General features: G+C 68.7%; 11 protein-coding genes and 1 pseudogene. 10 read left to right on the forward strand and 2 right to left on the reverse strand.

The genetic code is table 11. The annotated features are described in order from the left end of the window. The first annotated feature begins 2 nt into the window (after window positions 1–2). The 6 genes from ABH935_RS36275 to ABH935_RS36300 all read left to right on the forward strand — a co-directional run bounded on the left by ABH935_RS36275 (window position 3) and on the right by ABH935_RS36300 (window position 7146). Window positions 3–1700: a Tat pathway signal sequence domain protein gene (locus ABH935_RS36275; protein WP_370382495.1), complete on the forward strand. Its 1698-nt coding sequence runs from the start codon at window positions 3–5 to the stop codon at window positions 1698–1700. A gap of 89 nt (window positions 1701–1789) precedes the next feature. After that, a complete protein-coding gene (locus ABH935_RS36280) occupies window positions 1790–2722 on the forward strand; it encodes an ABC transporter permease (RefSeq protein ID WP_370382496.1) in 933 nt (310 codons plus the stop codon). Then, window positions 2719–3666: a carbohydrate ABC transporter permease gene (locus ABH935_RS36285; protein ID WP_370382497.1), complete on the forward strand. Its 948-nt coding sequence runs from the start codon at window positions 2719–2721 to the stop codon at window positions 3664–3666. Before ABH935_RS36280 ends, ABH935_RS36285 begins: the two co-directional genes overlap by 4 nt. Window positions 3667–3751: 85 nt before the next feature. Next, the gene (locus ABH935_RS36290; RefSeq protein WP_370382498.1) at window positions 3752–3940 is read left to right on the forward strand and encodes a hypothetical protein; all 189 of its coding nucleotides are present in this window, start codon (window positions 3752–3754) and stop codon (window positions 3938–3940) included. Between the two features lie 147 nt (window positions 3941–4087). Continuing rightward, window positions 4088–6103: a beta-galactosidase gene (locus ABH935_RS36295; RefSeq protein ID WP_370382499.1), complete on the forward strand. Its 2016-nt coding sequence runs from the start codon at window positions 4088–4090 to the stop codon at window positions 6101–6103. Between the two features lie 35 nt (window positions 6104–6138). After that, window positions 6139–7146 (forward strand): LacI family DNA-binding transcriptional regulator, encoded by a 1008-nt coding sequence (locus ABH935_RS36300; RefSeq protein WP_370382585.1) that lies wholly within the window; start codon window positions 6139–6141, stop codon window positions 7144–7146. A 656-nt stretch (window positions 7147–7802) separates the two neighbouring features. Here ABH935_RS36300 and ABH935_RS36305 read toward each other — a convergent pair. Then, a pseudogene (locus ABH935_RS36305) lies at window positions 7803–8041 on the reverse strand (SAM-dependent methyltransferase); the annotation flags it as partial. 39 nt (window positions 8042–8080) lie between these two features. Beyond that, entirely contained in the window at window positions 8081–10210 is a 2130-nt protein-coding gene (locus tag ABH935_RS36310; RefSeq protein WP_370382500.1) for a beta-galactosidase, read from the reverse strand. A 181-nt stretch (window positions 10211–10391) separates the two neighbouring features. Here ABH935_RS36310 and ABH935_RS36315 point away from each other — a divergent pair, with 181 nt between their 5' ends. The 4 genes from ABH935_RS36315 (at window position 10392) to ABH935_RS36330 (ending at window position 14610) form a co-directional block, all read left to right on the forward strand. Beyond that, window positions 10392–11705 carry an ABC transporter substrate-binding protein gene (locus tag ABH935_RS36315; protein WP_370382501.1) on the forward strand — a complete coding sequence of 438 codons (1314 nt, stop codon included), beginning with the start codon at window positions 10392–10394 and terminating at the stop codon, window positions 11703–11705. A 133-nt stretch (window positions 11706–11838) separates the two neighbouring features. Then, entirely contained in the window at window positions 11839–12735 is an 897-nt protein-coding gene (locus ABH935_RS36320) for a carbohydrate ABC transporter permease (RefSeq protein ID WP_370382502.1), read from the forward strand. Window positions 12736–12748: 13 nt separating this feature from the next. Further along, window positions 12749–13588: a carbohydrate ABC transporter permease gene (locus ABH935_RS36325; RefSeq protein ID WP_370382503.1), complete on the forward strand. Its 840-nt coding sequence runs from the start codon at window positions 12749–12751 to the stop codon at window positions 13586–13588. Window positions 13589–13602: 14 nt separating this feature from the next. After that, window positions 13603–14610: a LacI family DNA-binding transcriptional regulator gene (locus ABH935_RS36330; RefSeq protein WP_370382504.1), complete on the forward strand. Its 1008-nt coding sequence runs from the start codon at window positions 13603–13605 to the stop codon at window positions 14608–14610. Window positions 14611–14619 lie beyond the last annotated feature (9 nt).

A 14619-nucleotide genomic window follows, 5' to 3' on the forward strand; every position in this document is an offset into this window, starting at 1 on the left:
CCATGGCGAGCTCCGACGGCTTCTCCCGCCGCCAGATATTCAAGACCTCCGCGGCTCTCGGCGGTGCTGTAGCCGCCGCGCCGCTGCTGTCCGCGTGCGGCTCGGGCAAGGCCGCGACCAAGGAGAGCGGCGTCGCCGCGAAGAGCGCGGTGCAGGCGGTGCTCCCGACCTACAAGGCGAGCACCGCGGTCACCCCCGACATCCCCTCGGTCTCCGGCGCGAACGGCTCGGCCAGCGACCCGGCGTTCCTGTCCTATCCGGCCTCGCCGCCGAAGTCGGTGACCGGTGCGGTTGGCAGCGGTGGCTCCTACCAGGCGGTCTCGCCGCTGTGGGGCTCCGTCCCGGCGCCGGGCAACAGCTACTACACCGCGGTGAACCAGGCGCTTGGCGCGACGCTGACGGACAGCCCGTCGGACGGCAACAACTACGCCACGATGCTGGCCACGCGCTTCGCCTCGGGCAACATCCCGGACTGGCTGGACGTTCCCGGCTGGAACGTCTCCGCGATCCAGAACTTCGCCGAGGGCGTCGACAAGTATTTCAAGGACCTGACCCCCTACCTGGCCGGGGACAAGGTGCTGGACTACCCGAACCTCGCGGCCATCCCGACCGGCGGCTGGCAGGCCGCGGTGTGGAACGGCAAGCTGTACGGCATTCCGCTGTGGACCTCGGCCGCCACCATCCCGGGCGCGCTGTTCTATCGCGCGGACCTCTTCAAGGCCGCCGGCGTCGACGCCTCCGCGATCAAGTCCGCGGACCAGCTCAAGGCGGCCGGCAAGCAGGTCACCGTCCCAGCGAAGGGCCAGTACGCGTTCGACGACCTGGGCATGTACCTCTATCAGCTCTTCAACGTGCCGGCGAACAACGGCCGCACCGGATGGAAGCGGGACAGCACCGGCAAGCTGGTCAACGGCTACGAGATGCCGGAGTTCCTGGAGATGCTGAGCTTCGCCAGCTCCCTGGCCAAGGGCGGTCTGATCCATCCCGACGCGCTGGCCGGCGACTCCTCGAAGGCCAAGAACCGCTTCTGGGCCGGCAAGACCGTGATCACCGGCGACGGCAGCGGGTCGTGGAACAAGGGCGACTCGCAGAGCGGGGTCGCGGCGAACCCAGGTTATGAGCGTCAGGCATTCAAGGTCTTCGCCTTCGACGGCGGTACCGCGTCGATGCCGCTCTATCCGAGCGCCGGGATGTTCTCCTACCTGAACAAGAAGCTGAGCGACGCCCAGGTCAAAGAACTGCTGCGGATCGCGAACTACCTCGCCGCCCCCTTCGGCAGCGCGGAATACCTGATCGCCCGGTACGGCAAGGAGGGCGTCGACTTCACGATGACCGACGGCGCGCCGATCCTCACCGACCAGGGCAACAAGGACGTCACCGACACCCTGGACCAGCTGGCCAACTGCCAGGCGGTCACCTTCAACTCCGGCTACAACCAGATCACGAAGGACTACGCGGCCTGGCAGGCCGACATGGCCCAGCACGCCTACAAGCCCATGTTCTACGCGATGAACATCAGCGAGCCGTCCCAGACCGCGAAGGCGAGTACGGCGCTAGAGGCGGTCATCACCGATGTGCGGATGGGGCGCAAGAGCGTGTCGGACTACCAGTCGGCGTTGACCACGTGGCAGAACAGCGGCGGCAACCAACTGCGTGACTTCTACGAGGGCATCGCCAAGCAGTACGGCACGGGGAACTAGAGGTGAGCGCGTCGACGGCGCCGCCCGGGTCGCGTTCCCGTTCGCGCTTCCGCTCCCGTCCGGGATCGCCTTCAAGCCCGCGTTCGCGGATGTCCTTCCGCATACGGTTCCGCAGGGACAAGTCCCTGCTGCTGATGACGTTCCCCGCCCTGCTGCTGCTCCTGCTGTTCAACTACCTGCCGATGGCCGGCATCATCGTGGCCTTCGAGCGCTACGACATCTACCAGGGCCTGCTCCACAGCGACTTCGTCGGGCTCGACGAGTTCCGTCAGCTGGTGTCCAACCCGGACTTCTGGCACGCCTTCGAGAACACGCTGGTGATCAGCTTCGTGCAGCTGGTGCTGTACTTCCCGCTCCCGATCGCGCTGGCGTTGATGGTCAACACGATCCTGAGCCCGAAGATCCGCGGCTTCATCCAGGCCGTGGTGTACCTGCCGCACTTCTTCTCCTACGTGCTGGTCATCACGATCTTCCAGGAGTTCCTCGGCGGCGCGGGCGTGCTGAACGTGTTCCTGAACAGGCACGGGATCTCGTCGTGGAACGTCATGACGGACCCGCACACGTTCAAGTACCTGGTGACGGCGCAGGCGGTCTGGAAGGAAGCGGGCTGGGGGCTGATCGTGTTCCTGGCCGCGCTGGCCGCCATCGACCAGTCGCTCTACGAGGCGGCGGCGGTGGACGGCGCCGGGCGCTGGCGGCGGATGCGGCACATCACGATGCCGGGGCTGCGCGGGATCGTGGTGCTGATGCTGGTGCTGCGGTTGGGCAACGCGCTGAGCGTCGGGTTCGAGCAGATGCTGATCCAGCGGCAGGCGGTCGGGGCCGGAGCCGCGGACGTGCTGGACACGTACTCCTACATCTACGGCATCGGCGGCGGATTCGGCTCGGCCACCACGATGGGCGCCGACTACAGCTATGGCGCCGCGGCGGGGCTGTTCAAGGCGGTGCTGTCGCTGATCTTGATCCTGGGCGCCAACAGACTCGCGCACGCTTTCGGTGAGGACGGGTTGTATCGCAAATGAGCTCTCTGACGGAAACCCCGCGCACGGTCACCACCGCCCCGCGCAAGCGGGCCAAGGGCCGCGAGGTCTGGGAGGAGTCCCCGACCCGGTTCGGGCAGTTCAGCAAGGGCACGGTGCTGACCGTGGTCTGCGCGCTGGTCATCGTGCCGGTGTGGGCCGTGGTGCTGACCAGCTTCTCGACCAAGGGGTCGATCAACGGTGCCGGCGGCCTGGTGCTGGTGCCGCACGGGCTGAGCTTGCAGAACTATCAGCTGATCTTCTCCGGCGGCACGGTGTCGCAGGCGCTGTATGTCAGCCTGTTCGTGACCTTGATCGGCACGGCGCTGTCGATGTTCGTCAGCGTGCTGTGCGCGTACGGCCTGTCGCGCCCGCGCTCGCTGGGGCAGCGGCCGCTGCTGATGATGCTGATCGTCACGATGTTCTTCAACGGCGGCCTGATCCCCACGTTCCTGGTGGTCAGCGACCTGAAGCTGTACGGCAGCCTGTGGGCGATGATCCTGCCCTCGATGGTGAACGTCTTCAACATCCTGATCATCCGCTCGTTCTTCCAGAACACCGCGGCGGAGATGATCGAGGCCGCGCGCCTGGACGGCGCGAACGAGTGGCGGCTGCTGTGGTCGGTGGTGATCCCGACCTCGCGGCCGGTGCTGGCGGTGATGACGATGTTCTACGCGGTCACGTACTGGGGCACCTTCTTCAACGCCCTGCTGTACGAACCCGACAGCCGCAAGTGGCCGCTGGCGATGGTGATCTACGAGTACACGTACTCCGGGAACCAGATGCCGGGGATGGGGACGACCGGGATCGGCGGGCTGCAGAACGCCTCCCAACTGGGGTTGCAGATGTGCGTCGTCTCGCTGTCGCTGGTGCCGATCATCGTGCTGACGCCGTTCGTGCAGAAGCACTTTTCCAAGGGCATGCTGACGGGGGCTATCAAGGGGTAGCGAAGTCCACAGGCGGATCCGGAGAATGGTGCCCAGGTGCCGGGCAGGACGCCCGGCACCTCAGCTGCGAAGAACGGGGGCGGGGATGGACGGCTATGTCAGCACGGGAGCGGGCTGGTTCACGCTGAGCATGGTGAACGCCGGCTTGGCGCAGGGGAAGGGCCGCAGCGGCTGGAACTGGTTCGTCCTGTCGCTGTTTCTCGGCCCGGTCGCGACGTTTCTGATCGTCGTGTGGCCGGCGCTTGAGCCTGATCGCGACCGATTCCTGCGGTGACGTATCGAAGCGCTTCGATTTTTTCTCCTGCAGCACATGTGTCACAGGGATAGCTATCCCTGCACGGGCCTTGTGTCTGGCACATGGTCTGCCGTACCTTCGACATCGAAGCGCTTCGACTAGCTCCGACCCCGGAAGGTCCGCCCGGTGCCACACCTCAACGACGCTACGCGCGGTCGGCTCCTCTACGGCGGCGACTACAACCCCGAGCAGTGGCCGGAAGAGGTGTGGGCCGAGGACATGGCCCTGATGCGGCAGGCCGGTGTGAACACCGCCACCGTCGGCGTGTTCTCCTGGGCCCGCTACGAGCCGCGCCCCGGTATGCGCGACTTCTCGTGGCTGGACCGTGTCCTGGACCTGTTGCAGGACAACGGGATCAGCGCGATCCTCGCCACCCCGACCGCCTCCCCGCCCCCGTGGCTCGGACACCTGCACCGCGACACCCTGCCGGTGATGGCCGACGGCGTCGTACTCGGCTACGGCTCCCGCAACCATTACTGCCCCTCCTCCCCGGTCTACCGCGAGCGCGCCGACGCGATCGTCGAGGACCTGGCGTCCCGTTACGCGCACCACCCGGCCGTCGTGATGTGGCACGTCGGCAACGAACCCGGCCCCTGGTGCTGGTGCCGCAACTGCGAGTTCGGCTTCCGCCGCTGGCTGCGCGAGCGCTACGGCGAGGGCGACGACGGCCTGGCCGCGCTGAACCACGCCTGGGGCACTGCCTTCTGGAGCCAGCACTACGGCGCCTGGCCCGAGATCAAGCCCCCGCGCGCCGTCCCCTACATGCCCAACCCCGCGCAGGTCCTCGACTACAGCCGCTACCAGTCCGACGCCCTGGTCGCCTGCTTCGACGCCGAAGCGGCGATCCTGCGCCGCCACAACCCCGAGCTGCCGATCACCACGAACCTGATCCCCGACGTCTCCGCCGCCGACCAGTGGGACCTGCGCGGCCGCTTCGACTTCGCCTCCGTCGACTCCTACCCCGACCCCGCGCCCGGCCCCGAAGCGGGCGCGGACCACGCCTACGCCGCCGACCTGGCGCGCTCGCTGTCCGGCGGCCGGCCGTGGGTGCTCATGGAGCAGTCCCCGTCGGAGGTGAACTGGCGGCCGGTGAACAAGCACAAGCAGCCGGGCCGGATGCGCCTGTTCTCGCTCCAGGCCATCGCCCGCGGGGCGGACGCCTCCCTGTTCTTCCAGTGGCGGCAGGCATCGGCCGGAGCCGAACGGTTCCACGCCGGGATGCTGCCGAACGCCGGGCCCGACACCCGCGGCTTCCGCGAGATCACCGAGCACGGCCGCGAACTGGCCGAACGTGCCGAGCTCAGGAACCTGGTCGGCACGACCGTGACGGCGCGCGCCGCGATCGTCCTGGACTGGCCGAGCCGCTGGGCGCTGGCCGGTCGGGGCCTGCCCTCCGAGCACGTCGACTACCAGCGGATCGTGAAGCAGTGGCACGCTTCGCTGTGGCGGCAGAACATCGCCGCGGACTTCGTCCGGGTCGGCGACGACCTCGGCGGCTACGCCCTGGTGCTGGCCCCGGCGCTGCACGTGCTGTCCACCGCCGACGCCGAACACCTCGCTGAGTACGCCGCAGCCGGCGGATGCCTGGTCGTCGGACACCTGACCGGGACGGTCGACGAGACCACGCGCCTGCACCCCGGCGGGTATCAGGCCGCTGCGCTGCGGGAGGCGCTGGGGGTGTTCGTGGAGGAGTTCCATCCGCTGGACGAGGGCGAGACAGAGCCCTGCCAGTCCTCCGAACTCGGCGCGTTCGACGCCGTCGACTGGACCGAGCTGGCGCATCCGCGCGGCGCGCAGGTCGTCGCCGAGCTCAAGGACGGCCGCGCCGCGGTGACGCGGAACGCGCACGGCGAGGGCACGGCCTGGTACGTCGCGGTCCACCCGAGCCTCGACGGACTGGACCGGATCCTGGCCGCCGCAGCCCGCGGCGCCGGGGTCTCGCCGGTGGTCGCGGGGCTTCCGTCCGGGGTCGAGGCAGTACGGCGCGGCAACACGCTCGTGCTGCTCAACCACAACGCGGAGGCGGTCTCGATCGACCTCGCCGCCGCCCCGGCCGCCGACCCCGCCACCACCCCCGCCGGACTCGAACTGTCCGGCTACGGCGTCCTGCTCCGCGACACCGCCCGCGACAGTCCACAATGACAGGCATGACCGATCCGAAGGGCCAGGTTACGAGGATGGCGACACTCGCCGAAGTGGCGAAGCACGCGGGAGTCTCGCCGAGCACGGTCTCCTACGTCCTGAGCGGCAAGCGCTCGATCTCGGACTCCACGCGCGTGCGCGTGCAGGCCGCGATCGACGCCCTGGGCTACCACCCGAACGCCGGGGCGAGGGCGCTGGCCAGCAGCAAGTCGCACATCGTCGCCCTGGTGGTGCCCCTGCGCACCGACCTGTACGTGCCGGTGATGATGCAGATCGCCATCGCGGTCACCACCACCGCCCGCCAGTACGGGCACGACGTCCTCCTGATCACCAACGACGAGGGACCCGACGGCGTCCGCCGCGTAGCCGGCAGCGGCCTGGCCGACGGCGTGATCCTGATGGACGTCGAGCTGGAGGACGAACGCGTGGAGGTACTCCGCAGCCAGGGCACCCGCGCCTCCCTGATCGGCCTCCCGGCGGACCCCACAGGCCTGTCGTGCGTGGACCTGGACTTCGCCGCCGCCGGCGCCACCGCCGCCGACCACCTCGCCGACCTCGGCCACCGCGAAATCGCCTTCATCGGCCAAAGCGAAGGCGTCTACCGCCGCCACACCGGCTTCGCCGAACGCACCCTGGCCGGCTTCCAGGAACAATGCCGCCAGCGCGGCCTCCGCGCAGTACACCGCCCCTGCGACGCCTCCTTCGAAGGCGCAGCCGGCGTCCTGGCCCGCATCTTCGAGGACCGCCCCGACACCACCGGCCTAGTGGTCCAGAACGAAGCGATGATCGCCCCCCTCCTAGGCCTGCTGCGCTCCTCCGGCCGCACAGTCCCGGAGGAGGTCTCAATAGTGGCAATCGGCCCCGACGAACCAGTGGCCCTCCAGACCTCACCCCGCCTGACAACGATCCCAGTCCCAGCCCAGGAACTGGGCCGCCAGGCGGTAGACCTACTGCTGGGCCCAGACGCGGGCAAGCCCGGCGTGACACTGCTGCCACCGACGCTGTCAGTGCGGGAGAGCACGGCACCTGCGCCGGGGGAGTGACAGGCAGGCGGCGCGGAGGCGAGGGCTCGGCTTCGGCCACCTCGGGTGGTGACGTGCCAGCGCTGGCCGGCCCCGTGGTTCGTCGTGTCCGACCGGACCATGCGGGGTGTTGGTTCTGGGTCCCTCGCCGCGTCGGCGGGCTCTGCCAACCTGCCCGGTCCGGTGGTGTCAAGCCGGACGAAGCAGCACCACAGCAGCAGCGATGCGGCTGGACACCACCGGACCGGGCTGGTTCCGTTTACGGCGACGACGCGGCGAGGGACCCAGAACCTCGGTGACCACAAGCAGCGACCGCCACCGGACAACGCAACGCAGGCAACAGCGGATAGGAAGCCGACCAGTCGCGGACCGGCGCCCCCAAGCCCGACGCGCGGGTCGCCCCCTCGCTGTAGAGCGCCCGCCGGAGGCCTTGAGGTGCCCACCACGCCCGACGATTGCCGCCTACGACATGCGCAGTGACTCGGACCTGTGCGCGGTCGTGGACATGAAAACCGGCGGCCGCCAGCGCGAAATGAGTCGCTCAGCCGAACTGCGTCCCCCCGCGAGGCCATCAACCCCTGCGCGAAGCCGTAAAAATCGCCCGTAAACCACAGCCCAACCGCACCGGCAACCACAGACACCACGCACGCAACGCAGCGTGCCGAAGCCGAAGCCCATTACCGCACCGCAATCAGCAGATCGACGAATAGCCCTCCTCAACGTCCCCATCAGGGAACGCCTCCCGCAGCCTGCCCCGCTCCTCAGCAAGGAACGCATCCCTCGAACCCCGCTCCAGAACAAGAAACGCCGACCGACTCCCGACGTTCCCCAGATGCGTGTCGAGCGACACCGTCCGCCCCCACCGAATCTGCCGCCGCACGACGCGCAGCCCGCTCAGGCCCGCAAGCTCGACCGCCCCCTGTGCTTGCCAGCGGGAGCTGTGGTCGCACCGTGCCTACGAGCCGGAGCCGGAGCCGGAGCCGGAGCCGGAGCCCGATCCCGAGCCCGAGCCGGAGCCGAAGCCCGAGCCGGAACCCGATCCCGAGCCCGATCCCGAGCCGGAGCCGGAGCCGGAGCCCGAGCCCGACCCCAAACCCGCCCCCACCCGCCGCCGCACCACCCGCACCTCCCCCGCCGGCACCACCAACCCCTCAACCTCCCCCCCGCTCAGCAACTCCCGACCAACCACCGCCAACCGCACCTCCTCCTCCCCATGATTGATCACCGTCACATACTCCCCATCCCCGCCCCGCCGCGTCACCACCTCCACCGTCTCCGCCAGCCCCGCGAACTCCGACCGCGCCCCCGGCATCCGCGCCAGCAGCCCCCGCAGATCCTCCGCCGCCAACCGCGTCGACACGTACCAAGCCTCCCCGGCCCCCACCGCGTGCCGCGTCACCGCCGGCTTCCCGGCGGCCGGCCCGTCGACGTACTCCGCCACCGCCTCCGCGCCGCGCAGCCGCAGGTCATCGGCCCACAAGTCAGCCCGCGATCCGTCGCTGAGCCGGACCGTCTCGCCCTCGCGCAGCGGCAGGAACTCGTCTACCACGATCCCCAACAGGTCCCGCAGCGCCCCCGGATACCCGCCGAGCAGCACCGCGTCGTTCTCGTCCACGATCCCTGAGAAGAACGAGACGACCAGCGTCCCGCCCGACTCCACATACCCCCGCAGGTTCTTCGCCGCCTCCTCCGTCGTCAGGTACAGCGACGGCACCACCACCAGCGGATACCGCGTCAAGTCCGTGTCGGCGCGCACGAAATCAGCCGTCAGATGCGACCGCCACAGTTGCTCGTACCAGTGCGCCACCTGCTCGACGTACCGCACGTCCTGCGACGGCCGCCAGTCCAACTCCAGCGCCCACCACGCCTCCCAGTCCCACACGATCGCGACGTCCGGCACCACCCGCGAGCCCACCACCGGCGCCAACGCCCGTAGCGCGGCGCCGAGCTCCACCACCTCGCGCCAGACCCGGGTGTCGGTGCCCCCGTGCGGCAGCATCGCGGAGTGGAACTTCTCCTGGCCGAAGCGCGAGGCGCGCCACTGGAAGAAGAGGATCCCGTCGGCGCCGCGCGCGAAGTGCGCCAGGCTGTTGCGGGCCATCTCGCCGGGGCGCTTGGCGATGTTGCGGCGCTGCCAGTTCACCGCCGAGGTGGAGTGCTCCATCAGCAGCCACGGATCGCCCCCGGCCACGCCGCGCGTCAGGTCCGCGGCCAGCGCCAGCCCGATGTGGTTGTCGCGCTGCTCGGCGACCAGGTAGTGGTCGTTGGAGACCACGTCCAGCTCCGAGGCCCAGGCCCACTGGTCCAGGCCCTGGCAGCGCACGTCCTGGAAGTTGGTGGTGATCGGCACGTCGGGGGAGTGCCGCCGGATCGCGTCGCGCTCTCGGCGGAAGCACTCCAGCCACGCGTCGTTGCTGAAGCGTGCGAAGTCCAGGCGCTGCGCCGGGTTCACGGCCGACGGCGCGGTGCGCGGGGCGTCGATCTCCTCCCAGTCGCCGTAATCCTGGCTCCAGAAGGACGTGCCCCAGGCCTGGTTCAGCGCGTCGAGCGTCTCGTACTTGGCGCGCAGCCACCGTCGGAAGTTCCGGACCGAGTTCTCGCAGTAGCACTCGCCGGTCGGGGCCATGTACTCGTTGAAGACGTGCCAGAGCACCAGGTTCTCGTGCTGTCCGTACCTCTGGGCCAATGCCGAAGCGATGCGCACCGAGGCCTCGGCGTAGTCCGGTGAGGACGGGCAGACCGACTGCCGCGAGCCGGTACCGAGCCGCTGTCCGTCCCGGGTCACCGGCAGCGAGTCCGGGTGCGCGCGGCTGAACCACGGCGGCGGCGCGGCCGTCGGCGTGGCCAGGTCGACACGGATCCCGTTCTCATCGAGCAGTGCCATGATCCGGTCGAGCCAGCCGAAGTCGAAGACGCCCTCGGCCGGCTCCAGCCGGGACCAGGAGAAGACGCCGAGGCTGACGAGGTTCACTCCGGCTTCCCGCATCAGGGCGACATCCTCGGCCCAGATCTGCTCGGGCCACTGTTCGGGGTTGTAGTCGCCGCCGTAGGCGGGACCGTCCAGGCGCGGCCAGCGGTGGGTCATGGCGGTTCGCTTTCAGTTCGCACAGCATATTTGGGAGCGCTCACAGCTCGGTAACGAAGTCTTATCACAGAGAGATCCGGACGAGGAACCTCTTGACTTCCGCTCGGCCAGCTCCATTATTGGGAGCGTTCACAGCGCCGAAACATCCCTCCTCCGTCCTCACTCCGTAGTGGAGCTCCGTATGAAACTGATACGTGCCGTGTCGGCCGCCGTCGCCGGGCTCACCGCCGCGGCCCTGGTCACCGGCTGCTCGTCCGCCTCCTCCAAGCCGGCCGGCGGCGGGTCGCCGGCCGCCGCCGGCGGCAAGGCGGACCTGACCTTCTGGTCCTGGGTCCCGAACATGGACAAGGTCGTCGACGCCTGGAACGCCTCGCACCCGGACATCCACGTCACCTTCAGCAAGCAGGCCGGCGGCGACTCCGAGGCGCAGAAGGTGCTCACCGCGGCCAAGGCCAACGCCATGCCGGATGTGATCCAGGCTGAATACCAGGAGATCCCGACGATGGTCTCCAACAACGTGCTCGCCGACATCTCCGGCCAGGCCAACGCGGTCCAGGGCAAGTTCGCCCCGGCGATCTGGAACCAGGTCACCCTCGGCAGCGGTGCCGTCTACGGCGTGCCGCAGGACACCGCGCCGATGCTGCTGTTCTACCGCAAGAGCCTGTTCGCCAAGTACGGCCTGAGCGTCCCGAAGACCTGGGACGACTACGCCAAACTCGCCGCCGAGGTGAAGCAGAAGGCGCCGAACTCCTACCTCGCCAACTTCCCCAGCGTCGACCCCGGCGAGTTCGGCGGCCTGGCGCAGCAGGCGGGCGCCAAGTGGTGGTCGGCATCCGGTACCAGCTGGGGCGTCGGCATCAACGACGCCGCCACGAAGAAGGTCGCGGCGTTCTGGGACGGCCTGCTCAAGGCCGGCCAGATCGACCCGGAGAACGCCTGGACCCCGGCCTGGAACAAGGCCATGGACGACGGCACGATCCTGTCCTGGACCGCCGGTGTGTGGGGGCCGGGCACGCTGGAAGGCGTCGCCGCCGACACCAAGGACGACTGGGGCGTGGCGCCGCTGCCGCAGTGGGACGCCGCCTCGAACGTCACCGGCGACTGGGGCGGCTCCTCGATGGCCGTGACCACCGACTCCAAGCACAAGGACGCCGCAGCGCAGTTCGTGGTCTGGATGAACACCGACCCGGCAGCGCTCAACCTGCTGGTCAGCCAGGGCGGCATCTACCCGGCCGACACCGACGCGCAGGCGGGCGTCGCCGCCCCGACCTTCCTGCCCTCGGCCACCGACTTCGCCTCCGTCGCCAAGGCCGCGGCCGCTTCCGCCGCCACCGCGACGTGGGGCCCGGACGTGTCGACCGCGTACTCGGCGTACAACGACGTCATCGGCAAGGCCCTGACGAACAAGACCGCGCTGCCGGACGCGTTCGACGCGATCCAGCAGACCGTCCTGGCCGACATGAAGAAGAACGGCTTCACGGTATCCGGAAGCTGATCCCCGACTCCGACGAGCCGCGGCTGTTCACGGCCACACAGCCACTCACAGCCGCTCACAACCACTCACGGCCGCTCATTCGCCACACACCGGCCGCGGCTCGTCGGCCCATCCGTCACTGCATGGAGACCAGGTGTCCAGACAAAAACTCGTCCCCTACGCGGCGGTCGCACCGGCCACGGCGTTGTTCGTCCTCTTCTTCGCGGCGCCCATCGGCTACGCGGCCTATATGAGCTTCCGCGGGATCCACGTAAAGGGTCTCGGGCTCGGGCCGCACGCGCGCCGCGAGGTGTGGGTCGGGTGGCGGAACTACTCCTCTGCCCTCGGGGACTCCGAGTTCTGGCACAGCGTTCTGCGCACGCTCGCCTATGGCGCGTTCCTGCTGCCGGTGATGCTCGGGCTGGCGCTGCTGTTCGCGCTGCTGCTGGACTCCACGCGGGCCCGGCTGACCCGGTTCGCGCGGATCGCGATCTTCCTGCCGTACGGGGTGCCCGTCGTCATCTCCTCGCTGCTGTGGGGATTCCTGTACCTGCCGACAGTCTCGCCGTTCCAGCCGCTGTTCCACCTGCTCGGTTTGAAGATGCCGGATCTGTTCTCGAACTCCACGGTGCTGTTCTCCGTCGCCAACGTCGGCATCTGGGGCGGCACCGGCTACAACATGATCGTCATATACACGTCTCTGAGGTCGCTGCCGCAGGAGGTGTACGAGGCCGCGCGCCTGGACGGCTGCTCCGAGACGCAGATCGCGCTGCGGATCAAGGTGCCGATGGTGCTGCCGGCGCTGGTGCTGACCGGGCTGTTCTCGGTCATCGCCACGCTTCAGGTGTTCTCCGAACCGACTGTGCTGCAGCCGCTGGCCAAGACCATTTCGACCACCTGGACGCCGCTGATGAAGATCTCCAACGACGCGTTCGCGCGGAACGACCTCTACAGCGCGGCTGCCGAGGCGGTGATCGTCGCGGTGCTGATCCTGGGACTGTCGTTCAGCCTGCTGCGCTTCGTCAACAAGCGCGCCTTCGGCGAGAACTGAGCGGGAGGACACTGTGCGACGCCCCAAGATGTCCGTGGCCGCTACGGCGATCCTCGCTATCGGCTCCGTATATACGCTGCTGCCGGTCCTGTGGGTCCTTATAGCCGCTACTAAGAGCGGCTCCTCCCTGTTCAACTCCTCTACAGCGGTTCCCGGTACTTCGCTGCTGCACAATATCAGCCAGCTGAATTCCTACCGGTCCGGCCTGTTCTGGCGATGGATGTACAACACGCTCATCTACGCCGGCGGCGGTGCGTTGCTCGGCACAGCGCTGTCGGGGCTAACGGGATTCGCGCTCGCCAAGTATGAGTTCCGGGGGAAGAAGGTCCTGTTCAACGTGCTGCTCGGCGGCGTGATGGTCCCTGCGGTGGCTCTGGCCGTCCCCACGTATCTGATGCTCGCAAAGGTCGGCATGGCTGGTGGCTACCTCTCGGTCCTGCTGCCTTCGGTCGCGGCGGCACTGCCATATGGCTCCTACTTGGGGCGCATCTTTGCGGCGTCCTCAGTACCTGACGAGGTACTGGAGGCCGGACGTATAGAGGGCGCGGGGGAGTGGCGGCTCATGCTGCGCATAGCGGCGCCCATGATGGTGCCAGGACTGGTGACCATCTTCCTGTTCCAGTTCATCAGCATCTGGAACAACTTCATGCTGCCGTTCATCATGCTCGGCGACGACCGCAAGTTCCCGCTCACGGTGGGGCTCTTCAGCCTCCTGAACCAAGGTGCCGAACAGCCGGCGCTGTACAACCTGGTCATCACAGGCGCGTTGTTGTCGATCCTGCCGTTGATCGTGCTATTCCTTACCCTGCAGCGGTACTGGCGCTCGGGCATAGTGGCCGGAGCAGTCAAGTGAACGGGGCGAAGAGTATGAGCGCAGGCGGTAGGCGGCGGCCGACCATAGAGGACGTCGCGACAGAGGCCGGAGTCAGCCGCGGGACGGTGTCCCGGGTGCTCAACGGGGGTCTGAACGTCTCCGCCGACGCGCTGGCCGCGGTGGACGCCGCGATCCGCAAGACGGGGTACGTCGTCAACCTGCACGCGCGGGCGATGGTGACGCAGCGGTCGGGGACTGTGGCGTTCGTACTGTCGGAGCCGCAGGAGCGGTTCTTCACGGACCCGAACTTCAACGTGCTGCTGCGGGCCTGTACGCAGGCTCTTGCCGATCATGACATCGCGCTGCTGCTGGCGATCGCCGGGACGCCGGACGAGCAGAAGCGGGTACTGCGGTTCTTGGGCGGCGGGCACGTCGACGGCGCGCTGCTGGTCTCGACGCACACCGGGGACCCGTTCGTCGGGCAGGTGCTGAACCTGGGGCTCCCGATCGTCGCGTGCGGGCAGCCGATCGGGCATGAGCGGATGCTGCCGTATGTCGGGGTCGATGAGCTCGACGGTGCGCGGCAGATGGTGGCGCACCTGGTAGCGGTGGGGCGGCGTACGGTCGCGACGATCACCGGGCCGCTGGACACGCCGGGTGGCGTGAAGCGGCTGGCCGGGTGGCGGGAGACGACCGGGGGCGACGACACGCTGGTCGCGCACGGGGACTACTCGCGGGAGTCGGGGGAGGCGGCGATGGGGGAGTTGCTGGAGCGGCGGCCTGATCTGGACGCGGTTTTCGTGGCTTCGGACTTGATGGCGGTCGGGGCTTTGGACGCGCTGCGGCGGGCCGGGCGGCGGGTTCCGGAGGATGTGGCGGTGGCGGGGTTCGACGATTCGCCGGCTGCGGCTACTGCTGTGCCGCCGTTGACGACGATGCGGCAGCCCTTTAAGCGGATCAGCGCGGAGATGGTTCGACTGCTGCTGGCCCGGATCGAGGGGGAGCCTCCGGCGTCGGTGATACTGCCGACGGAGCTGGTGGAGCGGGCTTCTACGGGCTGATTCGTCTTC

It is taken from the genome of Catenulispora sp. GAS73 (genome assembly GCF_041262085.1).
Taxonomy (GTDB): domain Bacteria; phylum Actinomycetota; class Actinomycetes; order Streptomycetales; family Catenulisporaceae; genus Catenulispora.